We start from the raw sequence: 25,034 nt of genomic DNA, 5'->3' as shown, positions 1-25,034 counted from the left end.
GTAATAAAGGTGTACTGAATTTTTTTCAAAAATCAAATACTAGTCCTATATATGCCCCTACAGAAAAATAGAAACAACTTAAAACTTAGCGTTTTTTAGTGACATAAAAGGTTTATTTCTGTCTAATTTAAAGTTCTTAATATTTAGAGTGAGTCGCTTCTTTTTTCCTAAGATGATGACATATTAGGCAATTACACTGATTAGTATAATTGCCCAAAAAATAGTCAATGGTCAAGAACTCAGAGGAAAATCAACATGGAAGCCAAAGAAAGAAAGTATAACAGTCAAATTGAAATTAACGATTTGATTGATGATGCTGTGAAAAACGCTGTGACACGTCGGAACGAAGCTTTGGATTCAGAAGAAGCTTTGTTATCTATGTCTGATGAGGAAGCAAAAAGCGTTGCAGGTGGAGCGTCAGTATTACTACCAATAAAATTGTTTCCTATAATACTTGGTAAATTTTGGAAGTATCCTATTATTACTATAGGACTCATAGCATATCCACCAAATGAAACCTTGTATTAATAAAGATTCTCTTGACTAGAGGCTCAATTGATGAAAGATATTGCTGTTGATAAAACTACACTTTGCCCCAGTGCTAGACCAGAATCTGAGGATAGTGTGGTTTTCGGCATCATCGGTGGAACAGTTGCAGAACCCCGTGTGACTTATCTAAAACAGCCCCTACCTATCACTGATGAACTGATAGCAAAAGCTAGTCCAATTACACCTGCTGAAATTTTTCGCATAGCAGCACCTTGCGTCGCTAAAGCTTGTCTGCATTTTGATGGACAAGATTGTCGTCTAGCGAAACAAATTGCCGAAAAATTACCCGCAGTCGCAGAGGAATTACCCCCTTGTTCTATCCGCCGAGATTGTCGTTGGTGGAAGCAAGAAGGCAAAGCAGCTTGTATGCGTTGTCTGCAAGTAATTACAGATAACTACAATCCGTCTGAAGTAGCAATTGAAGTGTCAAAACTAGCTGCTGGTTAAGCACAACTATGGTTTATGTTTTTTCGATGAGATAACTTTCTAACAAAGTTTTCATTAAGTAATCTCAGGAGATTATGATGTCGAAGGAAATGAATCAAAGACATTTCAAAAATCCAATTTAAATTACAGACTTCATTGCAGAGGCGGTTGTTCATGCATCTGCAAGACGCAACCAAGATTTAGATGCAAAAGAGTCGCTGTCAGAGTTGTCTGATGAAGAGGAAAAAGGCATTAATGGCGGTTTAAGTTTAGTAAAGCTGCCAATCATTTGCGGATTGATTGCCTGTGATGATGTGTATATATAGCCAGAAGTTTTCTTGAATACAGGCACGAAAAAATCTCCAATCAACTGGTTTAATATTCCAGCAAAATTACCCACTGTGTTTCACAGGATGTTTGAAAAGTCCGTTTTCATGTAGCAGTGGGTTGGCTACACCAGACAAAACCTGCCTTTGCAGGTTAACAAACCCTTGATTTGGTGTTAGTCCACGCAGGTGGACTTTGGTTGTGTAGTAGCGAATTCTATTCGCCAAGAACTTTTAAAACATCCTCTCAGTAATTTTAGGAGCAGAAGATTATGTCTCTAGCACATGTCAAAGCTTTCTATCAACAGCTAGCCAAAGATGAAGCTTTACGTAATCAAATTCAAAGCGTTAATAGTAAGGAAGAATGTAGCCAAATAGTTAAAGCCGCTGGCTACGATTTCACTCTAGAAGAATATGAAGAATATACCGCTCAATTGTTAGAGTCTGCCGATGGCGAAGGTGAACTAAAGGATTTAAGTGAAAAAGAACTGGCAGCAGTTTTTGGTGGATTAACTTGGAGGCACAGAATCCAACCATTATATGGAGTTGTACGCCCACGGCCACCCATAGTGCAACCATTATATGGGGTGGTTATTCAACCAACTGACATAATTTAGAGAATCTCTGTCGCTACTAGAGCAGATTAAATTTCTAGGGACGGATGGGGATCTGTCCCTCATTTCATTAATTCAAAAAAGAATCGAAATTACAGATAAACCCCGTCTATTTTGAAACCTGGAGTTTTTAAGGAGAGTGTATTATTCTCTTGTGGCTTGAGTTCTGAGCTTTACTCTAATTCCAAAAAACTATGGTTTTCAAGGTAGACGCGGTTTAACAAAGGAATGTACAACATTCAAAAATATATTTAATTAATCAAAATCAGGAGAAAATTATGTCCCGAGAACATGTCAGAGCTTTCTATGAAAAACTAGCGAAGGATGAGGCGTTTCGTCATCAAATTCAAAGCGTTAATAGTAAAGAAGAATGTAGCCAAATAGTTAAAGCTGCTGGCTACGATTTCACTCTAGAAGAGTATGAAGAATATACCGCTCAATTGTTGGAGTCTGCCGATGGGGAAGGTGAACTCAAAGATTTAAGTGAAAAAGAACTGGCAGCAGTTTTTGGTGGATTAACTTTGAAGTACAAAGTCCAACCAATGTATGGAGCTGTATGGCTGCCCGACCAACCGATGTATGGAATTATTCGCGTAGATTATCTACGCATAGATGACCTAATTTAGAGAATTTCTGTTGCTACTAGAACAGATTAAAATTCTAGGGACGGATGGGGATCTGTCCCTCATTTCATCAATTCAAAAAAGAATCTAAATTACAGATAACAAAGGAATGTACAACATTCAAAAATATGTTTAATTAATCAAAATCAGGAGAAAATTATGTCCCGAGAACATGTCAGAGCTTTCTATGAAAAATTAGCAAACGATGAAGCTTTGCGTAATCAAATTCAAAGCGTTAATAGTAAGGAAGAATGTAGCCAAATAGTTAAAGCTGCTGGCTACGATTTCACTCTACAAGAGTATGAAGAATATACCGCTCAATTGTTGGAGTCTGCCAATGGGAAAGGTGAACTCAAAGATTTAAGTGAAAAAGAACTGGCAGCAGTTTTTGGTGGATTAACTGGGCAAAGCAAATTCCAACCACCCTATGGAGTTGTTCAGACAAATGATATAGTTTAGGGAACCTTTCTTTCTACTAGAACAGATTAAGTTTTTAAGGAAAAATGGGGATTTGTTTATCCCTTTCTATAAGAATTAATTGAGGTTATATTCATGACTTATCGCCGAATTAGTTATGCAGTTTGGGAAATTACACTCAAGTGTAATCTAGCTTGTCAACACTGTGGTTCTCGTGCTGGTCATACAAGGACAAATGAACTTTCCACAGCAGAAGCACTTGATTTAGTCAAACAAATGGCGGAAGTGGGAATTACAGAAGTTACCATAATTGGTGGTGAAGCATTTCTGCGTCCTGACTGGCTAGAGATTGCCCAAGCAATTACCAAAGCTGGGATGTTGTGTGGTATGACCACTGGGGGTTATGGTATTACTTTAGACACAGCCCGCCGGATGAAGGAAGCTGGTATTGGCGTGGTTTCTGTATCGGTTGATGGCTTAGAAGCAACTCATGACCGTCTGCGGGGCAAACAAGGCTCTTGGCAATGGGCGTTTAAGACCATGAGCAATCTTAAGGAAGCAGGTATACCCTTCGGCTGCAACACTCAAATCAACCGTCTCTCAGCACCAGAGTTCCCTTATATTTACGAGCATCTCCGCGATGCTGGAGTATTCGCTTGGCAAATTCAGTTGACTGTACCGATGGGCAATGCTGCGGATAATACTGATATTTTACTGCAACCTTACGAACTATTGGATATATACCCAATGATTGCTCGTGTTGCCCAACGCGCAAAGCGAGAAGGCGTGCAAGTGCAGCCGGGGAATAACATCGGCTACTACGGGCCTTATGAACGACTGCTGCGGGGTGGAGATGCTTGGTCGTTTTGGCAGGGATGTACTGCTGGATTGTCTGCTTTAGGTATCGAAGCCGATGGTGCTATCAAAGGTTGTCCCTCACTACCGACTACGGCGTACACTGGTGGTAACATCCGCGACCATTCACTACGAACAATTATTGAAGAAACCGAAGAACTACGGTTTAATCTCGGAGCTGATACTCCCAAAGGAACATCACATTTATGGGGCTTCTGTAAGAGTTGTGAATTTGCTGAACTCTGTCGAGGTGGTTGCAGTTGGACTGCACACGTTTTCTTTGATAAGAGAGGCAATAATCCTTATTGTCATCATCGTGCCCTGACTCAGGAAAAAGGCGGTATTCGAGAGCGAGTTTTTCTTCAACGTCGTGCAGATGGGAATCCCTTTGATAATGGGGAATTTGGCCTAATTGAAGAACCAATAAATGCTCCTTGGCCAGAAAACGATCCACTTCATTTTACTGCTGACCACATTCAATGGCCAGAAGGTTGGGAAGCAGAACCAGAATTGGTATCATCTTTGATTAGTTCCAACAATTAACAACTATGAATAATATCTCTACTGATTCTATCGCTTCAGAAAATACGACTGTTACTGACTCTCAAACAACCTTACTACCTCGTTCACCTTGGAATAGTCAACTAGCTTATTTAAGAATTATTTTTCGGGCGAAAAAAGCTCTAGACCGCATCGAAAAAGAAGCAGGTGTTCTGATAATTCAAAGCTAGCTATTAGTTACTGTTGATTATTTCTCTATGGCTTAGATATTCAAAGCTTATGACACTTTTATTAAATTCTCATAATGTTTTCCATTATTTAATGGAACAAGGGGTGTGTAGTGAGTCTGAACAATCTCCCAGTAAGGTAGAACCAGTTGCAGCTAAAAACTTTAATTTGTTACTGACTTTTATAAATGGTCGCAAACTTCTAGTTAAACAAGAACGACACAATCAGGAAGGTAAAGCGGCTGGTGAATTTTTAAGTGAGTGGCGAATTCAAGAGTTTTTACAACGATTTCCAAACCTTGATCACTACCGCTCCTTTTTACCAGAGGTGCTGCATTTTGATGCCGAAAATTCCATTATTGTTTTCAGATATCTGGATGATTACCGGGATTTAATGGATTTCTACACTAAAGAAAAGAGCTTTCCTACAGAAATTACTAGGGAAATTGGCAGTATTTTAGGCACTATCCACCGTGATACTTTCAATTCCCAAGAACATCAGGAATTCTTTTCTAAAAATCCCGATAATTTAATGGTTGATCAAGTATCACATTTAGTTCGGGGATTAGAACGGGTTGAACCGGAAATTTTTGGTATGGTTCCTGGTGATGGGCTAAAGTTTTTTGCTTTATATCAACGTTATGATAGCTTGGGAGATGCGATCGCAGAATTAGGTAATGCTGTAACGCCTTCTTGTGTCACCCACAATGATTTGAAACTAAATAATATTCTTCTGTACAAAGATTGGCAGGATTCCAGTAACAATATTGTCCGACTAATTGACTGGGAACGCTCTGCTTGGGGAGATCCAGCATTTGATTTGGGAACACTTCTTGGCAGCTATGTACAAATCTGGCTTGGTAGCTTGGTTATCAGTAATTCTTTGAGTATTGAAGAGTCTCTGCGCTTGGCAATAACACCTTTAGAACTGCTTCAGCCTTCAATTGGTACATTAACCCAAGCTTATTTAAACACTTTTCCAGAAATTCTAGAACACCGCCCTGATTTCTTGCAGAGGGTGGTACAATTTATCGGTTTTGCTTTAATTCAACAGATTCAGGCGATGATTCAGTACCAAAAATCTTTTGGGAATATGGGGATTGCGATGCTTCAGGTTGCGAAGACGTTATTAAGCCGTCCTGTACAATCGATGCCAACAATTTTTGGCGCTGCTGCTGTTGAATTAACTCAGATGAGTAGTTCTGCTGTTTAAATCATTTTGTTATTACTAAAGTAGTTATGCAATTATTAGAGACTGCTTCAACTGGGCGATTAATAGAAGTTCTGCAAGATATTGCTCATAAAATTGAGATAAAATCTGATTTCTCCATCCACCATCCAGATTACAAACCTTTGGAATTACCATCTGAGGCAGTTGAACGTTTTCAGAAGATGCCAACCCAGATGCAACAGAAATATCTGAGTCTGCAATTGCGGAGTTTTCTTTACGGTATCTATTACAACGGTTCTATGCAAAGTACCTTGGCACTAGATAGCGAGGGAAATGGGTTGCCCCTAGATTTGGAAAATAATACTGTTTTAGGGGTAGATGTAGGCTTTTATAAGCGATTGCATGAAAGTAATTTTGGAGAGGGTTATTTTGATTCTGGTTGGTCTATTCTTAAAGAAGAAAGTGATGCCAGTTTAGCCGTGACTAAAGGCGGTTTGAGGCTGCATATTCAACGAAATAAGCATCTTCAACCTACTGAAGTATCAGCTATAGTAGGTGATTCTGTAGCTATCAAGATGCCGAAGAATCTGGTACAAAATGGCTTTTACGTGGCAGTTAGCAATGTCGCATCTGAAAGTGATAAAAATCTGGTACGGGCATACTTTAATCTCAGCCCTGAAGGTGCAGTGGTGGTTATGAGTAGCCTGACGCGGCGACTGAATGCTATTCCCATTTTCTTCCACTTTAAGGTGCTGTATAACCCAGATGACTACAAGCGTTACGATTCAGGGGTATTGTACTTTGAAAAAGGCAACTATGAAGTTGTCCGGCAAGTTCTTGAGGCTGTCTATGCAGAAAACCAATCGCATTTTCAGCCGGAGATACCGCTATTTACTATGCAACTTGCACCAGGGTTAGGGTTAGCAGAAGAACCAGACCAAAAGTTTGGTGTTCAGGAAAGCTTTGGGATGAACCGTTGTCAGATTGTGGCAAATGGATTATTAAAAGCTTGGTATCAAGGAGATGACTCGCCAGAAGTGCGGATGCAGGCTATCAATGAGGAATTTTCTCTCTTGGGAATTGACCTGCAAGATGTTTACTTGAATGCTAATTCTGAAAATATCTACCAGTTATTGAACGAATGCTAATAACTAATCTTGCGTCACAATCCTTTGCAACATCAGATCAAGTTGATTCTTTAAATGCTAAATTCCCAGAATCAAATTTACCTTTCTACAGAAAACTGGGGCGAACTGACTTAACAGTTAGCTGTCTAGGTTTAGGAGGCGGTGGAAGCATTTCCAGTGAGGATACGCTTTACGCCTTTGACCAAGGAATTAACTACTTTTTTTACTCCAGTGATCTGCACCACCATATCTATAGCTCAATGACTGGAGCACTGCGACAGATGTGTGGGCGTGGTTCCTCGGTGCGAGAGAAAGTAGTACTAGCGACAGTAACTTACATTAAAAATCCAGAAATAGCGATTGCTGCACTGCTGGATCAGTTTGTAGAATTGGGAATTGAGTATATTGATGTATTTTTCTGGGGCTGGATTGGTTCTAAGGATGGGTCAGCTTTACAAGATTGTTTACGGCTTTCTCCTGATTTAAGAGGAGCTAATTCTGTATATCAGCGTAGTATTGAAAAAATGATTGGAATTTCAGATCGCCTCAAAAAAATGGGAGCTGTTCGCTACGTTGGCGCTTCTTTTCATGATATTAATCTTGCTCAACAATGGTCTAACAGCCCCTTCTTAGATGTCGTAATGATTAGACACAATGTTGCTCATAAGTCTGCTCAATCGCAAGTGTTTAATCAACTAGACTCCCAAGACCCTCATAGACCAGGCATCGTTACTTTTAAATCTACAGGCTCTCATACAGGCGCTCTTTGGAATGCTCCCCAAAGTCTGCCAGAAAATTGTTGGCGACCTTCAGTACCTGATTTATATCGCTACTCTTTAAGCCAGAACTGTGTAGATGTTTGCTTGGCTGGATGGCAACGTCGGGAAGAAATTGATGCAGCCATTTATGGTGTTAAGCAGGGCAAACTTACAACCGCCGAAATTGATTACCTGAATTTATATGGAGATTTACACCGCAATCAACTTTCTACCAAAGATATTTCGCCGGAAAACTTGATTTATCGCTCCTAAATCAAAAAGTATAAAGCAGCTAATATTTCCTGCCTAGAATCACACAACAAGATACAAATTATGTATTTTGATCAAAATTATAAGAGGATGTTTTAAAAGTCAAAACCAGTCAAAAATCATGCCAGTCGTCTGACCATAATACGAATCATGGCAATATAGATAAATATCTCGGAAGTTTCGGGTAATCTTTCATAATCTTTGCTTAAACGCCGACACCAATTAAGCCAACCGAAAGTTCGCTCAACAACCCAGCGCTTTGGTAATACGGTAAAACCTTTTTTCTCCAAGGGTCTAAGAACAATTTCAACAATCCAACGAAACATATCCATCACCCAGCGCATAAATTCTTCTCCTCGGTATCCTCCATCCATCCAAATAGTGTTCAACCGTTTTACCCGATTGCCTGTATCGTGAACCCGATTGAGGACTTTTTTGGCACCCTCGCGTTCTGGAAGACTAGCAGATGTTACCAAAACCCGTAAAACTAGACCCAGTAAATCTACACTCAAATGGCGTTTACGCCCATGAATTTTTTTACCTGCGTCGTAACCAACGTCAATAGAGATCATTGTTGCTGTTTCTACTGACTGGCTATCAACTGCCGCTTCTGATGGGCTTGGTTCACGTCCCGCGTCTACTCTCACCCACTGGTAGAGTTGGTCATGAACTTTTAACCATGTACCATCTTTACCCCATCTCCAGAAATAACCATAAACCGTTGATCATGCGGGAAAATCACCGGGTAGACCTCGCCACGTACACCCCTCACACAATACATAGAGAATCCCATTCACCACCGCAAATAAGGCTAATTTTCGGGGACGACCACCAGGCTTTGCTTCTGGGAATAGGTCTGCAATTAATTCCCACTGTTCCCATGTCAAATTGCTACGGTATGCTTTAGTCATTCGCTCACAAGGTGCTGTTTTCTACAAATCTCAGCATAAGCCTTGTGAGCTTTCTTACAACAGCCCCCCTCTTTTAAAACATCCTCTAAGCTATGACCATACAAAACTCTTTGGAAAAACTTACATTACCAGAAATTACACCTGCACGTGACGAAGATATCCTTGCTTACCTGCGCCATTCTTGCAAAATAGCTGAAATCGCCGCTGCTGCTGAAAGAAATAATCTAGCTTTGAAACTGTGCGAACAGCTAGATATTAAAGTTACAGATGAAGAGTTGCAAATAGCAGGCGATGCATTTCGCCAAGAAAATAAACTGCTAGGAGCATCCGAAACTCTAGCTTGGCTGGCACAGCAGCGCATTAGTGTAGAGGATTGGTCACAAATCATTCGCATATCATTGCTAACTCAAAAGTTAAAAGAGCATCTTTTCGGTGCAGTATTGGATGATCATTATATAAACAATCGGGATAGTTATAAGCGGGTGGCTTTGTCTCAGATCCTTGTTCGTGATTTGACCGAGGCAATGAAAATCACCAAAGTGCTTCGGGACGAAAAAGGTTCTTTTTGTACATTAGCTTTAGAATACTCTAAGGGTAAGCAGTCTAGAGAAAATGGTGCTTTTGTCGGTGTCCGGTTTTTAACAGAATTATTACCACAGATTACAAATGCGATCGCTGATACCAAGGTAGGTGAATTAGTAGGTCCAATTCAAACTCAACTTGGTTATCACATCCTAAGAGTTGAGAAGTGGTTTCCATCTGACTTGAGTGAAGTCAGAGAGCAAATTTTAGAATTCCTCTTCAAAAATTGGTTAGAAGAGAGAATAGCTTCTGCTCCTGATGCTTAATTTCGTTAAATTTGTTATTTTTCATAAAAAATCTGCCTCTTTTTTTAAAAGGGAGATTTTTTATGAAAAATAGCAATATAAATATTTAAAAAAAAAGGGACATTAATATTTTTTTAATGTCAAAGTAAATTATTTTTTGTATTGAGTTGTAGCCATTTTAAAAATACAATTAAATATGTAATAAATCAGGATGTATTTCTGATTATCACTAAACATAATCCATTAAAAAATCAAAGGAAAGCATCTGATGGCTAGTATCAAAATTTCCGATTTACGTCCATCTGGTTATGATCTATTTGCAGATCAAGAAAGCTATTTGATGTCTTTGACTGAAGATGAAATAGGTACTCAAGGTGCTGGTACTTGGACAGCTATCACTACAGCCAGTAGTGGAGCTTGTTTAAGCATTGGTCTTACCGTTGTTGGTGTTACCTTTGCCGCTTCCTACATCAAAGGTCGCTACTTCTAAACTCTGTTTATTCTAAATATTTAGAACAGGTTAAGAAGCATTTGTAATTTACCAAGTCTGATTACTTTAGCAAGACTCTTCTAACCCTACATTATTTCCTATATATATGTAGGTTTAGCAATCAGCAAAAAGCACTTTTCACTTAGTATTGACGCAAGAGGAAATTCAATCATGGCAAGCATTCGTATTAACAACATTCAACCTGCTGGTTCATCTCTTTTTATGGATGAAGAAAGCTTTCTTAGCGAACTATCCAACGAAGAAGTAGGATTAGCTCATGGTGGTTTCACTATCTTTGCACTTATCAGCCTTGGTGTAGCTTCTGCTGCATTTGGATATGCAGTGGGTCGTAATGATCGCAAGATCTGAGTTTTAGATTGTTAAGTTTTTGAAATTAGCCCCTTAAGGCTGAGAATTTAGCAGTAATTTTTGATGAAATAAATCTGTATCTTATCTAAGATACAGATTTATTTCATAATAAAAGTATCTAAACTTTTAAAAGTTATATGAAATCGAAAAGATATATATCTAAATCTAATTGGGACATTATTATTTTATTTAAATCAAACTAGACTCATGCTTAATATTGTTTTTTAAATACTCAAAAACTACAATAAATCTGAAGTTAAGTAAATTCCGAGGTAACTTTCTAATGGCTAATATCAAAATTTCCGATTTACGTCCATCTGGTTATGATCTATTTGCAGATCAAGAAAGCTATTTGATGTCTTTGACTGAAGATGAAATAGGTACTCAAGGTGCTGGTACTTGGACAGCTATCACTACAGCCAGTAGTGGAGCTTGTTTAAGCATTGGTCTTACCGTTGTTGGTGTTACCTTTGCCGCTTCCTACATCAAAGGTCGCTACTTCTAAACTCTGTTTATTCTAAATATTTAGAACAGGTTAAGAAGCATTTGTAATTTACCAAGTCTGATTACTTTAGCAAGACTCTTCTAACCCTACATTATTTCCTATATATATGTAGGTTTAGCAATCAGCAAAAAGCACTTTTCACTTAGTATTGACGCAAGAGGAAATTCAATCATGGCAAGCATTCGTATTAACAACATTCAACCTGCTGGTTCATCTCTTTTTATGGATGAAGAAAGCTTTCTTAGCGAACTATCCAACGAAGAAATAGGATTAGCTCATGGTGGTTTCACTATCTTTGCACTTATCAGCCTTGGTGTAGCTTCTGCTGCTCTGGGATATGCAGTGGGTCGTAATAGTCGCTAGTAAGCTATAATACCCCTGTAGATAATTGAAAATTCTTCAGTTTATAGGGTGAAACACGTAGTCTTAATACTTATGTCGTTCACCCTATATTTATGGTAAATTATTAGTTATATTAACGGAAAATTAATTTATGAGTCAGCCTCCTGTTTATCAACCTAATGGTTACGAAGCAATTGTTTTACTGTTGTTCCTAGCTATTGGAAGTGCAGCCTTTGGATATGTTGTAGGTAAGAACGATAAAGATTCATATTTAGATCGCCAACAACAGAGCCAAAATGTTGAGCATAGAAACGCAAATTCAAACCGTGAACTATTTTGAAGAAAGTCAAAAGATACTTGAAGTATCCCTGTTAAATTAATATTAATCCGATGCTGTATTTGATTCCAGACTAATTACCAATTCTACTTCCTCAACTTGTTGCCTCATCCATTCTGTAAATAGATTGGCAAAAATTTTAAACCGCAATTTTTCATCGAGTTGCGGTTTAATAATCTCTTCAACCAAAATCAGGTGTACTCCCTTAGAGGTTGTTTGAAAAGGGTTGGCTTGAGCCTTAAATGTGACTCAGGGGCGCAATCTCAAAACTCCGATTCTCTCGTAGCCGTTTCTCGGTAGCCAGGGTAGTGAAACACACGCTTGAGGACTTTTAAAACATCCTCTTAGAAGTCAAAATTGGTTTGAGAATTTGTGGCGGTGTAGCCGTAAAGATAGCAGCAGAAATCTCTGGCTTTAACTCTTGGCGACTCACTGTCCCTCGATATCCCCCTTTTCGCCGTAACTCTGTATCTTGAATGTACATCTAACTTAGGCAAGCGTCTAATCAAGCCTCGCAATATCGAACCATTGAAATTCTCATCCGTTAGTAAACGCACTGGTTATTAGTGCTCCTTGAGTCTAATAACGATCAAGCAATCGGTGCCGAAGATTAGCCAAGTTATACTGCTTTCCAAATTCACTGCGTTGTTGCTGAGATTTTCGGTGACGTTGCTCTAAGTAGCTATCAATTTCCTGACGATGACTAAGGTAGTAAGCGATCGCTGAGTATATATCCTCTAAATGGAGAACGGAATACTGAACCGCAATTTCTTCAGGTGTAGAGCCACTATGATATGCGGCTAAGAGGCTATCGAGGGTAACACGACTCTGACCAATGCGAATACCTCCAGCTTCATCCCAACGAAATGGTGGAGCAGAAACTTTAAATTCGATTTGAATACTCATAGGTTTATAGGTTTATTCTCGGAACAGTTGTGTTACTCGATCTCTACCTCAACTCATTATACCTAAAAGCCCGATTGCTTCCAATTCACTACAAAACTGCGATCGCTTTTTGATGGAATTGGGAATGGCGATCGCTGTTTTATGGATGATAAAGGACGCTGCTGAAACGCTTTCGCCTTAGTTAAAGAGGCTGTATAGTTTGGGTTCGAGTTTGGCTTGATTCATATTATCGAGCTTGTGCGCGTTAAGTGTTTGTTAAGAAAAGGCTTACACACTTGAGTAATTTTTTTGGATAATTTCAAAGAACGCAGGATTATTTCTTTGGTATTTGGAGCTGCGATCGCATCACGTAGCCAGTTGAGTTTTGCTTCTTGTTCTAGAGTAATGTTGAAGTTCTGACGCTTGGTTTCTACCGTTTCTGGATTAGATGATATCGGCGTTGTCATCTTACCTCATAATTAGGAACAAGCTTGATAAGTACAATATGAGTATATCAGACTCATGAAGTTGACACAGTTAATGCGATGTTTACGATGGGCTTTGCCTAACCATTTTTAGCTGTAGTAAAGCAAGTGGCGTGGATTTAGGGGGATCTAGAACTTTTGTTACCGAGAAAAGGACTTTTCAAACAACCTCTTAGGGCAATAACATCTAAGAGTTGTAAATTCTCACTCATCTATGTTTCATGACCTGTCTTGATAGGCTTGAATTTTTTCATACAAACTATCAACATTATCTTGAGCAAACAGCTTTTCTTTTAGTTGTAAATAATTACCTTCGCCTAATTTACAAGCTGCCCAAAATTTCATTACCTTGGATGGCTCTAAATGTGTAAGTAAAACTTGTATTACTTCTTGTAAGTTTTGCTGTTCGTTAATAACTTTAATTGTCATCTTCTATCTCCAAAATGAAATCAGTTGGATTAATTGCTTTGAGTGTTAAACCTTGACAGCGATTGATTAATCTTTTATCGCAAGTGATAAAATAATCACTTTGAGAAGCTTCGGCACAAGCAACGTGGAGAGCATCAATGGCTTTAATCCCTTGTTGTTCTAGTTGTTTTGCTCTCCCTCTAATATTTCCATCTAGTAATACTCTCAATGTAGCTATTTGTAAGTATCGCTCCATTGACTGTTGGTTTACAGGAAATGGGTTACGGCTATTTTCATATTCTAGAACTGAAGAACTAACTAATTCTATTAATTTGGCTTCGACCATTTGTAAAATTAAGATGACAGCTTGTGTTTCTAGAAATACTTTTGGCTGTGTTTGGTCATCAAAGGGGCGGTTATAAATACTTGTGTCTAAATAAACTCTGGTCATGTCAACGCGTCTAATACTTTCTCGGCTTCTTTAACTAACATCATGATCACCACTCCATAACAAATTAACTAAACGTTTTGCCTGGGAGTCTTCATCAATGAGTAGTTTTAGGCTCAAGGGAGACTCCTTGTTCTTCGAGGCGGTAACGCTCTTCTTCTGCTTCTAACTTCAGGATTGTTTCTTTGGTATTTGGATCTGCGATCGCATCACGTAGCCAGTTGAGCTTTGCTTCTTGTTCTGGAGTAATGTTGAAGTTCTGTCGCTTGGTTTCTACCGTTTCTGGATTAGATGATATCGGCGTTGTCATCTTACCTCATAACTAGGAACAAGCTTGATAAGTACAATATGAGTATATCAGACTCATGAAGTTGACACAGTTAATGCGATGTTTACGATGGGCTTTGCCTAACCATTTTTAGCTGTAGTAAAGCAAGTGGCGTGGATTTAGGGGGATCTAGAACTTTTGTTACCGAGAAGCTGCACTTTGCAGTGCGGCGATATCATTGGCACAAGGGGCATTAGACCCAAGCTGATTATCAAGCAAAAAGAAAATGCCATTTCCACTTTAGTTTTTTAAGTCAGTAAGGAATTATGAACGCTTACAAAAAATACATCACCATTACAGATCCAAAGCAAGTAATATTATCTGATTTACCTTTTCAAGCAGGACAGCGAGTAGAAATAATTATCTTAGCTGAGGAGAACCCCAGAGCATCTATTAGTAAAAAACTGAGAGATTTATTTGATAAAACACAGTCGCTACCAGGAGTACAAGATATTAGCGAAGCAGAAATAGCAGCAGAGATTGAAGCTTACCGACGCGGAGAATGAAAGTTGTTATTGACACGAATGTTTTAGTTTCTGCTGTTCTTAAGGGTAGAGTCCCAAGAGCAGTCCCAACAGTTTATTTTTGATAATCCCGACTGGGAATGGATTGTTTCATTTGAAATTGTAGCGGAATATAAAGAGGTATTAAGTCGCCCGAAGTTTAAGTTGACAGATGAAGTGAGAGCGTCATGGTTTGAAATTATTGATACATTTGCGACGCTAATTGATGTCAATGTGTCAATTGATTTTCCAAGAGACACAAAAGATGCAAAGTTTTTAGCTTGTGCTGTAGCAGCCGAAGCAGATTTTTTGATTACGGGTGATTCGGATTTTAATCAGGCGCAAACTTTGGTAAATACAACGATTATTTCTGTGTCTTTATTTAACAGGTTAGTTTGCGATTGAATGTGACTCGCTCTCCAAGTCGGAAAATAGTAGTTACACGACATCGGCAATTAGGGGGCTGGGAGAAAGTCAGCAGCCAAAATTAGCGATCGCCCTGTGATAGACTGTCCACTGGACACTCTTATGACAGTAGAAATCGATCCGTTCCCCGTTGCTGCACTCCTTGATAGGTACAATCTTGGGAAACAAGCGGTTTACAACCGAATAGACGCGCTCGACATAAAGACATTCAAGCAGAGGAATAAATCTTACATTACTTAATGTACTTTGATTTATTCACGCCGACTTACTTATGGGCGTTGTCATATTACCTCATAACTAGGATCAGCTTGATAAGTACAATATGAGTATATCAAACTCATGAAGAGATGTTGAGCAGCCTAGAGTTTGGATGCCAACTTTGTAGAGGCTGTGGAAAGCGATCGCGCAATTTGCGGCACATCTCACCTGAATCAGACAGATTTTAGCGAATAGCATGATGTTTGCTGCTACTGCCAGAATAAAATAGCATTAAATTTTTATCGTTCAGTCTTAGGGGATTCTTAGGCTAATTTTTTTGGCTTTTGGTTAGTTCAAAATCTATGGGGACATAACTATTTTAGTTTCGTCTCTTGTCAAGCTTATCTACTTCTACAATCCTCTACAAAACATAGATTTTACCAGAAATAGCTGACTATTTTTACCTAAATATGTAACTTTTATGGCCTTTTGACTTTGTTGAAATGTCTAGGCATCTTTAAGCCTTTTTAATAAAATCTAATTAGGAAGCAAACATGACTATTTGATTCCTAATGACTAACATACTTGTATTGGAGACTAAACTCAAATGGCTAATATCAAACTTAATGACATCAAACCAGCTGGTACTGCATTGTTTGCCGATTCGGAAAGTTTCCTAAACTATTTAAATGATGATGAAATCGGTCAGGTAACAGGAGGATTAGCGGCTAATAGCGGTGTCTCAAATAGTTGTACTAGTGGTAATTGTCAAACACATGCTGCTTTTGCTGCCTTTGTTTGATGTTCTTGCTGTTTAAGATTATTAACTTTCAAAAGTAAGGTAAAGGAAAAGGTTTAAGGATAAGAATGAACACTATTTTGTATATATTTAACCTTTTTCCTTTCCTACATCAGTTAGCAATTATGAACTACAATTGCTGCACTTGCTTTCTTGGAGTTTGACGATTAGATAGTTTAAGACTGACCGAATTCACTTATTTTTCAAGCAGAAATCAAAGCAGTAATGTTTTGATTTCTGCAATTACAAAACTACAAATAGGCTCTTTATGAAAAGTAAGTTAAACCATCAAAACTTATTTAAATACTTGGTTGACGCTAGTATATGCCAAGAAAAAGATTTAGAATATCTGCAAGTTGATGCTAAATATAGCAGAAATCACTATTGGATACTCAATCTACCAATTTACAATATAGTTGTTAAGCAGGTATATCATAAATATGAGGATATTCTGGGCAACTCGATTAGCAATGAGCGGTATATTTATGACTTTTTGCCATCTTGTCCTGATTTATTCTATACATCATCATTGGCTCCCAATATACTTTATTATGATGAACTTAATTCTATACTAGTTTACAAATATTCGAGTGATTCTATTAATTTAGAGAGTTATTATGAAAATAATAAATCTTTCCCAATATCAATTGCTAAATTAGTTGGACATACTTTAGCAACACTACATTCTGAAACTAGAAATTCTCATAATTGCTATAAATATTTAACAAAATATAAAGACAGTTTTCAATATACTTTTCCTTACAATAAGTATATTTTCAATAGGATTGAACCTGAAAATTTAAGTAAGTTTCCAGTAGAAGGGTTAAGATTTATTTCTTTTTACCAACGCTATGAAAAACTGAAAAATGCAGTTATTGAGCTTGTGGCTCATCAGTCTAACTGCTGTCTAACCCATAATAATCTTCAGTTAAGTAAAATTTTAATTCACAGGCAGTCGGAGAAGCTTTTATCAAAAACTGATTATTATGATGTAAGCTTAATTAAACTTATTGATTGGGAACGTTTTAGCTGGGGTGAGCCAGCCTGCGATTTAGGAATAGCAATTGCTGGTTATTTGTTAGTATGGCTTAACAGTATCACTGTACATCCTGGTATTGAACTAGAGCAATCTTTACAGCTAGCCACAATGCCTCTAGAAAGTATTTATCCCTCAATTGCAGCTATGACCAAAGCTTACATCAATACTTACCCCAAAGTTTTAGAAGACCACACTGATTTCCTTAAACGAGTTACTCAATTTGCTGGACTTGGGTTAATTTCTAGAATTTTGGGTATCCTTCAAGATCCCAATTTATCTAATAATCAGTTCATTTGTATGATGGAAGTAGGAAAAAATTTACTTTGCCAACCAGAAAAATCTTTTAGCTCAGTTTTTGGTTTAACGGTATCAGATATTATAGACACAGCACTACATTCTAGCAACTACCATTAATAACAACTATTATGCAATTACTTAAGATATTGCAGCATATCGCTAGTAATCTTAAAATAACAGCTTCTGACTTACGTCTCACTTATGAGAACTTCCCCACTATAGAAATTCCCACTGCTACACTAGCACAGCTACAAAAAATGCCTCAGGAGATTCAATATAAGTGTTTAAACTTACAGTTGCTAAGATTAATATATAGCATTTATTGCGAAGGCTCACTTGTGACAGAAGCAAGCCAAGGATTTCAGAAAAATGACCTAATTTTAAAAAAAATAGCTTCTGTAGAAATTGATTGGGAATTTTACGAACAATTGGAGAGTAACAATATAGGAAAAGGTTGGTTTCATCCAGATTACCGCGTCCTAAAAGAAGAAGCTGATGGCAGTCTAGCTGTACAGTATGATGGTGTTATTATACACATTCAACGAAACCACCATCTTCCGTTGACAAACCAATCGGCTATGGTAGGTGATCTTGTAGCAATATGGTCTCCTTCTAGCTATCTACAGCAGGATTTCTATTTGGTAATGGGAGATGCATCTGGTGATTTTGGGCATCCAGCAAATTTTTCCAATCAGGCGGTATTTGTTTACTTTAACTTCAGTCATGAGGCTGCAATTGTAGCCATGAAATGTATAACGACAAGATTGAATGCAATGAATGTTCCTTTCACTTTAAAAGTCTTATACAACCCTTTAAAATATAAGCGCTACGATTCAGGAATTCTTCGATTTGATAATGTCCAATATAAATTAGTTTGGGAAGTATTAAAAACTATTTATACAGAAAATAAATCCCACTTTCAACCTCAAACTCCCTTATTTACTAAAGTGCTTGCACCTGGAATTGGGTTGGCTGAACACCCAGAGCGACAATTTAGGTATCAAGAAACTTTTGGGATTAACCGTTGTCAAATTGTTGCCAATGCTTTGCTAGAAGCTCACACAAATGGTGATGAATCTCCAGAATCAAGGATGAAATATATACTCAAATATTTAGATAAATCTAGGATTGATATAGAGCATCCCTATCTCAATCCTAACTCTGAAGATATCTACACACCATTGGAGTAAGCCAAAGGTGTGCAAGCCAATATACCTCTCAAGGTTAAACTTCAAGAGAAGAACTCAGTTAAGGTCGTTCCAGTGCTTAATAACCTCAATTTTTGAAATTTGTTGCTTCAACCATTCAGAAAACAAATATGAAGAAATTTCTTGGTACAACTTGTCATTCAATTGCGACTGAATAATTTCCTCAACTAAAATCAAGTGTACTCCCTTAGAAGTCAAAATTGGTTTGATAAGCTCCGGTGGTTTAGCAGTAAAAACAGCAGCAGAAATTTCTGGCTTCAGTGAGTTGCGGAACACCATTCCTTTGTATCCTCCAGAACGGCGTAACTCTGTATCCTGAATGTATTTGTGACCAACATCATAGAAACTCATCTCACCTTCTTTAATCGCATAAAAAAGTTCTAGCGCTAAGTCCTCATCATCTAACACAACCTCATACATTATCACACCAGCGTAGTCTAGCTGATGTTCAAAGAAATAAGGTTCGATTTTATCTCTAAATAGATGTTGGCTTAACTTATTAACAAGGATACCGTTATAGACAATCTCTTCAAAATCATCTAAAGACAAACTATGTTTTTCCAGCCAAGTCCATGTCTCTTCAGCACTGGTGAGTTTATTCATCAAGCGGAATAAGTCTGCTGCTTTTTGTAATTCTTCCGTCTCCACTTTTATACCAGCTACTTCAGCAGTATATCTAATCACTTTGCAGTTAACAATCTGCTCAACTATCTTAGGAATATTGCAGGATAGCTTGATTTGTTGAAGAATATTTTCATTGGTAATCGTAATAGTTGATGACATGATGTTTCTCCTCAGTAGATAAACTAAATTAAACGTGAAAAATTGACGTCTTCACAGCTCCTTTTCTACTAAAGGAGGGGCTTTTTTCTCCCCCTTCCCTGGAAAGGAGGTTGGGTGGTTAGGTTTAGAAATGCATAAGTACTACGAAATCCTTACAATTTGACCCCACCCTGCTGCAACTTCTTAAATGGGTCAATCAGAAAATCAATAATCCGACGCTGGCGCACAATTACCTCGGCCGTTGCCGTATCGCCAGGACGCAAGGCAATACACTTATTGGCTGAGAGAAGACAATTTTGGTTGAGGGCAATTTCTAAGTCATAAGCTGCCACCTTCCCATTAGCTGTATCCACCTCTATGGTAGTAGGAGAAATTTCTAATAGTTCTCCTTCTACTATTCCATAATCCTGAAACGGATAAGCATCAAATTTTAACTTTACTGGCAATCCTCTTCGTAAAAAGCCACTCTCAGTTGTCGCCATTTGCGCCCTAATTATTAAAGGTGAACCTTGGGGCGAAATCTCCGCAATCATTGCTCCAGGCTGCACTACAGACCCAGCCCGTTGTATTGGTAACTGAAACAGTCTACCATTCACGGTGGCTCTTAACTCTCGTTGTCCTAACTGAAAGTTTAATGAGACAATCTGACTCTTACTTTGAGCAATTTCCGCCTGAAGCGTAGTAATTTCTGTCTCCAAACTCTTCTGTTGCTCGTCAATTTTTAGCACAGCTAGCTTGCTGGAACGAGTCAAAGTCTGATAACTCCTTTCCTGTTCTTTCAGTCGCAATTGTGCCTGTTCAATATCTGCATTTGCTTGCCGAATAGTCCGCTCATAACTACTCTGTTGTTCTACCAAACGTAGTTTAGCTTGCTGAATATCTGACTGATTTTGTTCGTATAATTGTTGCTTGTCTTTAGCTATATCTTGCTTATCCACAACATTAATTTCTGGGACAACCCCTGACTGCCAAAGACTGCGATAGCGTTCAACTTCTCGCTGGGTACTCGCCAAACTACTGTTTACTAACTTATTAGCTGTTTGACTATGCTCAACAGTTTGCTGTGCTTGATTGACTTGAGCCAATTTTTCGTCTTTTTGTAAGTCATAAGAATTTCTAAGCGTATTCATATTCTGTCGCGCTTGGTCAATTTGAGATTGCTTTTCCAATTCTTGAGATTGGTTTTGTTGCTGTTGCGTTGTCAAAGATACAACTAACTGACTTTTAGATGAATTTAACTGAGAAAGTCGGTTTAATTGCCCCTCCAATTTATCTTGTACTTGCCGCAATTCTGCCTTAACTAATTCCGATTCCAACACCAATAAAGTCTGCCCAACTTTAACCGAATCACCTTCTTTTACCCGAATTTCGGCAACAGTACCAGCTACGGCAGCATCTAGCCTAACTGTCTTTCCCTTTGGCTCAAGTCGCCCTCTTGCTGTACCCGTTTCATCCACCTTAGATAGCATCGCCCAAGGTAAAATGATCGACACAAATACTACTAGAAAATATAGTAATCCTCTTGTCCAAACCTGGGGCAAGCTATCAAGTAAATCTTTGGTTGCGTCAGCCCAATCATCACTTGATCTAGCTGGTGTTTGCTCCTTTAAAATTTCCTCGTGCTGTTCTACCTCATGGATTTGGGTTTGAGCCTTTCCATTCAATGTGTTTGGCATGATTTTTCCTGATAAGTAGAGCGGTGTGAATAATTAAAGGTTTGTAGTGAGGACTTTAGTCCTAATTTGAGGGCTGAAGCCCTCACTACAAACTAATCTCAATCTTTTTTACAATTTTGGATTTGGATTTTGAGAGTGGGGAGACAAGAAAAGCTTCCTCCTTGTCCTCTTGTTTCACCCCGCAACATCTAACTGCTGATGATTGAGATAATAATAATGTCCCCGCTTGGCCATCAATTCTTGGTGAGTCCCCCTCTCAATCAATACGCCTCTATCCAGTACCAAAATCAAATCGGCGTTCCGCACTGTTGACAGGCGATGGGCGATTATTAAGGTGGTTCTGCCTTTGAGAATTGTGTTTAAATTCGTCTGAATAATCCTTTCTGACTCTGCATCTAGATGGGAAGTCGCCTCATCCAAAATTAACAGCTTGGGATTACCTAACAACGCTTTGGCGATCGCAATTCTTTGTCGCTGTCCTCCAGATAACATCCCCCCTCCTTCACCAATCTGGCTTTCATAACCCATAGGTAACTTTTTAATAAACTCATCAGCACCCGCCAATCTCGCCGCCTCAATAATCTCTGCCAAAGTTGCTCCAGGATGTGCCAAGCTAATATTTTCCCGAATGGTTCCGCCAAACAAAAAGGTATCTTGATCAACTACCCCAACCTGTTCGCGTAGAGAACGCAACGAAAGACTGGTAATATCATGCTCATCAATCAACACTTTGCCATCTGTGGGGGGATATAACCCCAAAACCAGCTTAGAAATCGTGGTTTTCCCGGAACCACTCCGTCCCACCAGAGCAACCATTTGCCCACTGCGTATTTCAAAACTAAGGTTTTCCAAAACATTCATATCGCTTTCAGGGTGATAGCGAAACGTCACATTGTCAAAGCGAATGTTACCTTGAATGGGTGGTAAAGATTGCCGCGCCTGATGCTGCAAATCTTCTTCTGGTTCCGTATCCAACACATCATTAATACGTTCCACCGCAATCACAACTTCTTGCAATTGATTCCACAAAACTGTTAATCGTTGAAAGGGTGTAATAATATTCCCTAGCAACAGATTAAATGCTACCAATTGCCCAATGGTTAGCTCATTGTGAATCACTTGGTACGCCCCAAACCACAGCAACAGGGTAGTTACCACTGCTTCAATTGTGTTGCTGAATATTTGCAGGCGATTGCTGATAATTTGCCCAGAAAAGTTAGTTTTTACTTCCTTACTTAATAACTCTTCCCAATGCCAACGCACTGTCTGTTCTACTGCTGTGGATTTAACTGTTCGCACACCAGAAAGAGCTTCAATTAGATAGCTACTTTCTTTAGCAACAGCATTAAAGATTTCTCTAGAAATCTTTTGTAAAAAAGGTGTAGCAATCACTGCTAGCAGGAGAAAAGGCGGTACGATGACTAATACCAGCAACGCCATTTTCCAACTGTACCAAAACATCAATCCTAAATAGATAAAGACAGTGACTAAATCTAGTAGGATGGATAGTGCCTCGCCGGAGAGGAAGCGTTGAATTTTGCGGTTTTCCTGTACACGAGAGATAATATCCCCCACATAACGGGACTCAAAGTAACTTAAGGGTAGCCGCAGGGTATGGCGAATAAATCCCACAATCAATGCTAAATCGATCTTATTCGCCGTGTGGTCTAACAGATATTGCCGCAACCCCGTCATGGCCACACGGAATAAACTAAACATCAGTAACCCTATCCCCACCGCCGTTAAAGTTAGTTCCGAACGCTGCACTACCACTCGGTCTAAAATGAGCTGCGTGAATAGGGGAGTAACAAGTCCAAATATCTGGATAAATAAGGAAGCGATAAACACTTCCAGCATTACCAAAGAGTGAGGCTTCATCAACTCAAAGAATTGCCAAAAGGGAGTTGTAGTCTCCTTGGCATCCTTCAACCAGGCTGTGGGTTGCAGCAGCAGTGTATAGCCAGTCCAGTTGGCTTTAAATTCGGCGTGGCTGAGGCTACGTTGACCAATAGCCGGATCTGCCACAATCACCTCTTTCGGAGTGATTTCATAAACAACAATGTAGTGCTTCCCCTCCCAGTGGGCGATCGCAGGTAATTTTTGCTTCGCCAATTGGTCAAGACTCGCTTTCACCGGTCGCGTGGCAAACCCAATACTTTCCGCCGCCGCCGATAATCCCCGCAGTGACGAGCCATTGCGATCAACATTGGCGATATCCCGCAGGCGATTGACACTAAAGTTTTTCCCCCAATAGCGAGACACCATCACTAAACAAGCTGCACCGCAATCTGATCCACTCTGTTGAGCAAAAAACGGATAGCGCCGAATCACCCGCTGTAATAAATGTCCGACTCGCTGGGTGGAGTTGGGAAAATAGGCTTTGCTAATCTTTCTCTGGCGTGGCTCGACTGCTGGAGTTGACAAAATATTCGTTTCATGCAGCCGTTTGGAATCAGATACAGGCTGAGCTGAGTCCAGCTGTTGGGGGTTACGAGACAGCGCCCTAGCCAACAAATGCTCCCGAATTTCGGGATATCTAGCCATTAATGGCCCAAGTACTTCACCGGGAACAAAGCATAGTTGCAAGTTGACTGAAGCTCTTGCTGCATAAGGTTTAAAGTCAACTTCGTTAAACAAGGTAAATTCCCCAAAAGAGTCTCCCACCTCCAAGGTGGCGATTAACTCATCGGCGCTATCCAGCAACCTGACTTTACCAGCGATCGCAATATAGATTCCTGGTTGAGCATCGGTTCCTTGCCAGAATTTACCGACTTTTGGGTTGATAAATTTACCTTGTTGAAGACAGTGCTGAAATTCCTCTGTCGAAAGAGAATAACCCAGAGTATTGTTGAACTGTTGCAGAGAAAGCAATGGAGCGGATATATCTTGCGCCATAAATATCTGAATCTTTGCCTAAGTTTGCGAAGTTTATTGGTAAAAATTCGGAACTATCTGGAATATTTACTGACTTGAGGTCACTAATCAAAATGTTTGCTCTTTGAGTTTGCGGAATGCTGTTTTCTTCAGCATTGCTGGATTTTGCTAGTGTAGATAATCCCAGCTGTTTGAGCAGCCGCTTGATATGGCGATCGCTTACCTTTATGCCAAATTCCTTTGCTAGATGTTTCGCAAGCCAGTTTGCTGTCCAGCGTCGAAAAGCATAGCCATGATCGCGAGGACTGTTGTTAACTAGTTGCTTTAAACGCTCTAAATACTGATCATTCACGGCTTTAGGGCGACCAATGGGACAATCTTGCCATTGGTGCGCCATCCCCGTCTGCGCGATATGCATCCAATGTCTTGCTGTTGCTGCACAACACCCCAAGGTTTGACAAATCTCCGTTTGCGCTTTTCCCTCATCTGCTAACAACATGATTTCAATTCGTTGGCGGTAAGATTCAGCTAAACTTTTTTGCAAATTCTCTAACAGCAGTTTGCGCTGAAACGGTGTTAAACACTTACCACCAGCTGGACTTTGATACATGGTCTCAGATTTTGCTTGGTAGTTAGACATATACGTAGAATTTACTAGTTTTGCAGACACAGAAATATTTTGTGCTGGAGAGATATTCAAGCACTCTCAAATGAGTATTTTATGTGCTATTTCTTACCCTAAACATTACTCCATTTAGGGATAAATTAAGCTACAAGTCATATTGTAAAATTCCGAAGAATAATCGCTAAATTCCAATGTTTAAATGTTTGCGTTCAAGTGATATTTTATGTATATGTACGAGCTATTACCATTTTTAAATGTAAACTTTTGTATGCAAAACCCCACCCACTAGGGAATAGAGTTTTTGGGCATGGGGCATGGTAAAGAAGCTACCAAAGCCCTATCCCCAATGCCCCATCCCCAATGCCCAATGCCCCATGCCCAATGCCCCATGCCCAATGCCCCATGCC

Annotated in this window: 33 protein-coding genes and 2 pseudogenes; 21 read left to right on the top strand and 14 right to left on the bottom strand. The window is 39.2% G+C overall.

What is annotated here, in order from left to right:
• Positions 1-255: 255 nt before the first annotated feature.
• Both IQ246_RS18745 and IQ246_RS18740 read left to right on the top strand, forming a co-directional pair.
• Entirely contained in the window at positions 256-528 is a 273-nt protein-coding gene (locus IQ246_RS18745; protein WP_194004852.1) for a hypothetical protein, read from the top strand.
• A 30-nt stretch (positions 529-558) separates the two neighbouring features.
• Positions 559-996: a nitrogen fixation protein gene (locus tag IQ246_RS18740; RefSeq protein WP_194004851.1), complete on the top strand. Its 438-nt coding sequence runs from the start codon at positions 559-561 to the stop codon at positions 994-996.
• 151 nt (positions 997-1,147) lie between these two features.
• On the opposite strand, the gene IQ246_RS18735 is transcribed toward IQ246_RS18740, so the two are convergent.
• Both IQ246_RS18735 and IQ246_RS18730 read right to left on the bottom strand, forming a co-directional pair.
• Positions 1,148-1,327 (bottom strand): hypothetical protein, encoded by a 180-nt coding sequence (locus IQ246_RS18735; RefSeq protein WP_194004850.1) that lies wholly within the window; start codon positions 1,325-1,327, stop codon positions 1,148-1,150.
• Between the two features lie 40 nt (positions 1,328-1,367).
• Positions 1,368-1,529, bottom strand: a complete 162-nt coding sequence (locus IQ246_RS18730) for a hypothetical protein (protein ID WP_194004849.1) — start codon at positions 1,527-1,529, stop codon at positions 1,368-1,370.
• A 44-nt stretch (positions 1,530-1,573) separates the two neighbouring features.
• Here IQ246_RS18730 and IQ246_RS18725 point away from each other — a divergent pair, with 44 nt between their 5' ends.
• The 8 genes from IQ246_RS18725 to IQ246_RS18690 all read left to right on the top strand — a co-directional run bounded on the left by IQ246_RS18725 (position 1,574) and on the right by IQ246_RS18690 (position 7,867).
• Positions 1,574-1,918 (top strand): Nif11-like leader peptide family natural product precursor, encoded by a 345-nt coding sequence (locus IQ246_RS18725; protein ID WP_194004848.1) that lies wholly within the window; start codon positions 1,574-1,576, stop codon positions 1,916-1,918.
• A gap of 275 nt (positions 1,919-2,193) precedes the next feature.
• Positions 2,194-2,541, top strand: a complete 348-nt coding sequence (locus IQ246_RS18720; protein ID WP_194004847.1) for a Nif11-like leader peptide family natural product precursor — start codon at positions 2,194-2,196, stop codon at positions 2,539-2,541.
• A gap of 156 nt (positions 2,542-2,697) precedes the next feature.
• The gene (locus tag IQ246_RS18715; RefSeq protein WP_194004846.1) at positions 2,698-2,997 is read left to right on the top strand and encodes a Nif11-like leader peptide family natural product precursor; all 300 of its coding nucleotides are present in this window, start codon (positions 2,698-2,700) and stop codon (positions 2,995-2,997) included.
• Positions 2,998-3,090: 93 nt separating this feature from the next.
• Positions 3,091-4,353, top strand: a complete 1,263-nt coding sequence (locus IQ246_RS18710) for a nif11-class peptide radical SAM maturase 3 (protein WP_194004845.1) — start codon at positions 3,091-3,093, stop codon at positions 4,351-4,353.
• A gap of 5 nt (positions 4,354-4,358) precedes the next feature.
• Entirely contained in the window at positions 4,359-4,541 is a 183-nt protein-coding gene (locus tag IQ246_RS18705; protein ID WP_194004844.1) for a hypothetical protein, read from the top strand.
• Positions 4,542-4,590: 49 nt separating this feature from the next.
• A complete protein-coding gene (locus tag IQ246_RS18700; RefSeq protein WP_194004843.1) occupies positions 4,591-5,751 on the top strand; it encodes a phosphotransferase family protein in 1,161 nt (386 codons plus the stop codon).
• Positions 5,752-5,777: 26 nt separating this feature from the next.
• A complete protein-coding gene (locus IQ246_RS18695) occupies positions 5,778-6,857 on the top strand; it encodes a T3SS effector HopA1 family protein (RefSeq protein ID WP_194004842.1) in 1,080 nt (359 codons plus the stop codon).
• The gene (locus IQ246_RS18690; RefSeq protein WP_194004841.1) at positions 6,851-7,867 is read left to right on the top strand and encodes an aldo/keto reductase; all 1,017 of its coding nucleotides are present in this window, start codon (positions 6,851-6,853) and stop codon (positions 7,865-7,867) included. Before IQ246_RS18695 ends, IQ246_RS18690 begins: the two co-directional genes overlap by 7 nt.
• 116 nt (positions 7,868-7,983) lie before the next feature.
• On the opposite strand, the pseudogene IQ246_RS18685 reads toward IQ246_RS18690, so the two are convergent.
• A pseudogene (locus IQ246_RS18685) lies at positions 7,984-8,775 on the bottom strand (IS5 family transposase).
• 92 nt (positions 8,776-8,867) lie between these two features.
• On the opposite strand from IQ246_RS18685, the gene IQ246_RS18680 reads away from it, so the two are divergent.
• The 6 genes from IQ246_RS18680 to IQ246_RS18655 all read left to right on the top strand — a co-directional run bounded on the left by IQ246_RS18680 (position 8,868) and on the right by IQ246_RS18655 (position 11,648).
• On the top strand, positions 8,868-9,623 hold the full coding sequence (locus tag IQ246_RS18680) for a peptidylprolyl isomerase (RefSeq protein WP_194004840.1): 756 nt from the start codon (positions 8,868-8,870) through the stop codon (positions 9,621-9,623).
• 247 nt (positions 9,624-9,870) lie between these two features.
• On the top strand, positions 9,871-10,092 hold the full coding sequence (locus IQ246_RS18675; protein WP_194004839.1) for a hypothetical protein: 222 nt from the start codon (positions 9,871-9,873) through the stop codon (positions 10,090-10,092).
• A gap of 171 nt (positions 10,093-10,263) precedes the next feature.
• Positions 10,264-10,461, top strand: a complete 198-nt coding sequence (locus tag IQ246_RS18670) for a hypothetical protein (protein ID WP_194004838.1) — start codon at positions 10,264-10,266, stop codon at positions 10,459-10,461.
• A gap of 283 nt (positions 10,462-10,744) precedes the next feature.
• On the top strand, positions 10,745-10,966 hold the full coding sequence (locus IQ246_RS18665; protein ID WP_194004837.1) for a hypothetical protein: 222 nt from the start codon (positions 10,745-10,747) through the stop codon (positions 10,964-10,966).
• 171 nt (positions 10,967-11,137) lie between these two features.
• Positions 11,138-11,329: a hypothetical protein gene (locus IQ246_RS18660; protein ID WP_194004836.1), complete on the top strand. Its 192-nt coding sequence runs from the start codon at positions 11,138-11,140 to the stop codon at positions 11,327-11,329.
• Between the two features lie 130 nt (positions 11,330-11,459).
• Positions 11,460-11,648 carry a hypothetical protein gene (locus tag IQ246_RS18655; protein WP_194004835.1) on the top strand — a complete coding sequence of 63 codons (189 nt, stop codon included), beginning with the start codon at positions 11,460-11,462 and terminating at the stop codon, positions 11,646-11,648.
• 42 nt (positions 11,649-11,690) lie between these two features.
• Here IQ246_RS18655 and IQ246_RS18650 read toward each other — a convergent pair whose 3' ends face one another.
• The 7 genes and pseudogenes from IQ246_RS18650 to IQ246_RS18620 all read right to left on the bottom strand — a co-directional run bounded on the left by IQ246_RS18650 (position 11,691) and on the right by IQ246_RS18620 (position 14,181).
• A complete protein-coding gene (locus IQ246_RS18650; protein WP_194004834.1) occupies positions 11,691-11,834 on the bottom strand; it encodes a hypothetical protein in 144 nt (47 codons plus the stop codon).
• A gap of 163 nt (positions 11,835-11,997) precedes the next feature.
• A pseudogene (locus tag IQ246_RS18645) lies at positions 11,998-12,126 on the bottom strand (peptidylprolyl isomerase); the annotation flags it as partial.
• A 98-nt stretch (positions 12,127-12,224) separates the two neighbouring features.
• Complete coding sequence (locus tag IQ246_RS18640) at positions 12,225-12,551, bottom strand: DUF433 domain-containing protein (protein ID WP_194004833.1); 327 nt, start codon at positions 12,549-12,551, stop codon at positions 12,225-12,227.
• Between the two features lie 221 nt (positions 12,552-12,772).
• On the bottom strand, positions 12,773-12,997 hold the full coding sequence (locus tag IQ246_RS18635) for a hypothetical protein (protein WP_194004832.1): 225 nt from the start codon (positions 12,995-12,997) through the stop codon (positions 12,773-12,775).
• 237 nt (positions 12,998-13,234) lie between these two features.
• Complete coding sequence (locus IQ246_RS18630) at positions 13,235-13,444, bottom strand: hypothetical protein (protein WP_194004831.1); 210 nt, start codon at positions 13,442-13,444, stop codon at positions 13,235-13,237.
• Entirely contained in the window at positions 13,434-13,874 is a 441-nt protein-coding gene (locus IQ246_RS18625) for a PIN domain-containing protein (protein ID WP_194004830.1), read from the bottom strand. Before IQ246_RS18625 ends, IQ246_RS18630 begins: the two co-directional genes overlap by 11 nt.
• 94 nt (positions 13,875-13,968) lie before the next feature.
• Positions 13,969-14,181, bottom strand: a complete 213-nt coding sequence (locus IQ246_RS18620; protein WP_194004829.1) for a hypothetical protein — start codon at positions 14,179-14,181, stop codon at positions 13,969-13,971.
• Positions 14,182-14,465: 284 nt separating this feature from the next.
• On the opposite strand from IQ246_RS18620, the gene IQ246_RS18615 reads away from it, so the two are divergent.
• From IQ246_RS18615 to IQ246_RS18595, 5 genes are all read left to right on the top strand, one after another.
• Positions 14,466-14,705, top strand: a complete 240-nt coding sequence (locus IQ246_RS18615) for a hypothetical protein (protein WP_194004828.1) — start codon at positions 14,466-14,468, stop codon at positions 14,703-14,705.
• 30 nt (positions 14,706-14,735) lie between these two features.
• Entirely contained in the window at positions 14,736-15,107 is a 372-nt protein-coding gene (locus IQ246_RS18610) for a putative toxin-antitoxin system toxin component, PIN family (protein WP_339379135.1), read from the top strand.
• Between the two features lie 826 nt (positions 15,108-15,933).
• Entirely contained in the window at positions 15,934-16,128 is a 195-nt protein-coding gene (locus IQ246_RS18605; RefSeq protein ID WP_194004827.1) for a hypothetical protein, read from the top strand.
• A 265-nt stretch (positions 16,129-16,393) separates the two neighbouring features.
• Positions 16,394-17,578, top strand: coding sequence for an aminoglycoside phosphotransferase family protein (locus IQ246_RS18600; protein ID WP_194004826.1), 1,185 nt, complete (start codon positions 16,394-16,396; stop codon positions 17,576-17,578).
• Between the two features lie 11 nt (positions 17,579-17,589).
• Positions 17,590-18,651 (top strand): T3SS effector HopA1 family protein, encoded by a 1,062-nt coding sequence (locus IQ246_RS18595; protein WP_194004825.1) that lies wholly within the window; start codon positions 17,590-17,592, stop codon positions 18,649-18,651.
• Positions 18,652-18,705: 54 nt separating this feature from the next.
• Here the strand turns inward: IQ246_RS18595 and IQ246_RS18590 are convergent, their stop codons facing one another.
• The 4 genes from IQ246_RS18590 to IQ246_RS18575 all read right to left on the bottom strand — a co-directional run bounded on the left by IQ246_RS18590 (position 18,706) and on the right by IQ246_RS18575 (position 24,642).
• The gene (locus IQ246_RS18590; RefSeq protein ID WP_194004824.1) at positions 18,706-19,452 is read right to left on the bottom strand and encodes a peptidylprolyl isomerase; all 747 of its coding nucleotides are present in this window, start codon (positions 19,450-19,452) and stop codon (positions 18,706-18,708) included.
• Positions 19,453-19,604: 152 nt separating this feature from the next.
• The gene (locus IQ246_RS18585) at positions 19,605-21,128 is read right to left on the bottom strand and encodes an HlyD family efflux transporter periplasmic adaptor subunit (RefSeq protein ID WP_194004823.1); all 1,524 of its coding nucleotides are present in this window, start codon (positions 21,126-21,128) and stop codon (positions 19,605-19,607) included.
• A gap of 174 nt (positions 21,129-21,302) precedes the next feature.
• Positions 21,303-24,023: a peptidase domain-containing ABC transporter gene (locus tag IQ246_RS18580; protein ID WP_194004822.1), complete on the bottom strand. Its 2,721-nt coding sequence runs from the start codon at positions 24,021-24,023 to the stop codon at positions 21,303-21,305.
• On the bottom strand, positions 23,917-24,642 hold the full coding sequence (locus IQ246_RS18575) for a helix-turn-helix domain-containing protein (protein ID WP_194004821.1): 726 nt from the start codon (positions 24,640-24,642) through the stop codon (positions 23,917-23,919). Before IQ246_RS18575 ends, IQ246_RS18580 begins: the two co-directional genes overlap by 107 nt.
• Positions 24,643-25,034: the final 392 nt, after the last annotated feature.

The organism is aff. Roholtiella sp. LEGE 12411 (genome assembly GCF_015206995.1).
Lineage (GTDB): Bacteria > Cyanobacteriota > Cyanobacteriia > Cyanobacteriales > Nostocaceae > Komarekiella.
The sequence above is the reverse complement of the archived record's forward strand: the minus strand, read 5'-3'. Positions and strand labels throughout refer to the sequence as shown.

Bases quoted from the DNA above. Each gene is read 5' to 3' on its own strand.
- IQ246_RS18745 (WP_194004852.1), top strand. From the start codon at position 256: ATGGAAGCCAAAGAAAGAAAGTATAACAGTCAAATTGAAATTAACGAT.
- IQ246_RS18740 (WP_194004851.1), top strand. From the start codon at position 559: ATGAAAGATATTGCTGTTGATAAAACTACACTTTGCCCCAGTGCTAGA.
- IQ246_RS18725 (WP_194004848.1), top strand. From the start codon at position 1,574: ATGTCTCTAGCACATGTCAAAGCTTTCTATCAACAGCTAGCCAAAGAT.
- IQ246_RS18720 (WP_194004847.1), top strand. From the start codon at position 2,194: ATGTCCCGAGAACATGTCAGAGCTTTCTATGAAAAACTAGCGAAGGAT.
- IQ246_RS18715 (WP_194004846.1), top strand. From the start codon at position 2,698: ATGTCCCGAGAACATGTCAGAGCTTTCTATGAAAAATTAGCAAACGAT.
- IQ246_RS18710 (WP_194004845.1), top strand. From the start codon at position 3,091: ATGACTTATCGCCGAATTAGTTATGCAGTTTGGGAAATTACACTCAAG.
- IQ246_RS18705 (WP_194004844.1), top strand. From the start codon at position 4,359: ATGAATAATATCTCTACTGATTCTATCGCTTCAGAAAATACGACTGTT.
- IQ246_RS18700 (WP_194004843.1), top strand. From the start codon at position 4,591: ATGACACTTTTATTAAATTCTCATAATGTTTTCCATTATTTAATGGAA.
- IQ246_RS18695 (WP_194004842.1), top strand. From the start codon at position 5,778: ATGCAATTATTAGAGACTGCTTCAACTGGGCGATTAATAGAAGTTCTG.
- IQ246_RS18690 (WP_194004841.1), top strand. From the start codon at position 6,851: ATGCTAATAACTAATCTTGCGTCACAATCCTTTGCAACATCAGATCAA.
- IQ246_RS18680 (WP_194004840.1), top strand. From the start codon at position 8,868: ATGACCATACAAAACTCTTTGGAAAAACTTACATTACCAGAAATTACA.
- IQ246_RS18675 (WP_194004839.1), top strand. From the start codon at position 9,871: ATGGCTAGTATCAAAATTTCCGATTTACGTCCATCTGGTTATGATCTA.
- IQ246_RS18670 (WP_194004838.1), top strand. From the start codon at position 10,264: ATGGCAAGCATTCGTATTAACAACATTCAACCTGCTGGTTCATCTCTT.
- IQ246_RS18665 (WP_194004837.1), top strand. From the start codon at position 10,745: ATGGCTAATATCAAAATTTCCGATTTACGTCCATCTGGTTATGATCTA.
- IQ246_RS18660 (WP_194004836.1), top strand. From the start codon at position 11,138: ATGGCAAGCATTCGTATTAACAACATTCAACCTGCTGGTTCATCTCTT.
- IQ246_RS18655 (WP_194004835.1), top strand. From the start codon at position 11,460: ATGAGTCAGCCTCCTGTTTATCAACCTAATGGTTACGAAGCAATTGTT.
- IQ246_RS18640 (WP_194004833.1), bottom strand. From the start codon at position 12,551: ATGAGTATTCAAATCGAATTTAAAGTTTCTGCTCCACCATTTCGTTGG.
- IQ246_RS18635 (WP_194004832.1), bottom strand. From the start codon at position 12,997: ATGACAACGCCGATATCATCTAATCCAGAAACGGTAGAAACCAAGCGT.
- IQ246_RS18630 (WP_194004831.1), bottom strand. From the start codon at position 13,444: ATGACAATTAAAGTTATTAACGAACAGCAAAACTTACAAGAAGTAATA.
- IQ246_RS18625 (WP_194004830.1), bottom strand. From the start codon at position 13,874: ATGACCAGAGTTTATTTAGACACAAGTATTTATAACCGCCCCTTTGAT.
- IQ246_RS18620 (WP_194004829.1), bottom strand. From the start codon at position 14,181: ATGACAACGCCGATATCATCTAATCCAGAAACGGTAGAAACCAAGCGA.
- IQ246_RS18615 (WP_194004828.1), top strand. From the start codon at position 14,466: ATGAACGCTTACAAAAAATACATCACCATTACAGATCCAAAGCAAGTA.
- IQ246_RS18605 (WP_194004827.1), top strand. From the start codon at position 15,934: ATGGCTAATATCAAACTTAATGACATCAAACCAGCTGGTACTGCATTG.
- IQ246_RS18600 (WP_194004826.1), top strand. From the start codon at position 16,394: ATGAAAAGTAAGTTAAACCATCAAAACTTATTTAAATACTTGGTTGAC.
- IQ246_RS18595 (WP_194004825.1), top strand. From the start codon at position 17,590: ATGCAATTACTTAAGATATTGCAGCATATCGCTAGTAATCTTAAAATA.
- IQ246_RS18590 (WP_194004824.1), bottom strand. From the start codon at position 19,452: ATGTCATCAACTATTACGATTACCAATGAAAATATTCTTCAACAAATC.
- IQ246_RS18585 (WP_194004823.1), bottom strand. From the start codon at position 21,128: ATGCCAAACACATTGAATGGAAAGGCTCAAACCCAAATCCATGAGGTA.
- IQ246_RS18580 (WP_194004822.1), bottom strand. From the start codon at position 24,023: ATGGCGCAAGATATATCCGCTCCATTGCTTTCTCTGCAACAGTTCAAC.
- IQ246_RS18575 (WP_194004821.1), bottom strand. From the start codon at position 24,642: ATGTCTAACTACCAAGCAAAATCTGAGACCATGTATCAAAGTCCAGCT.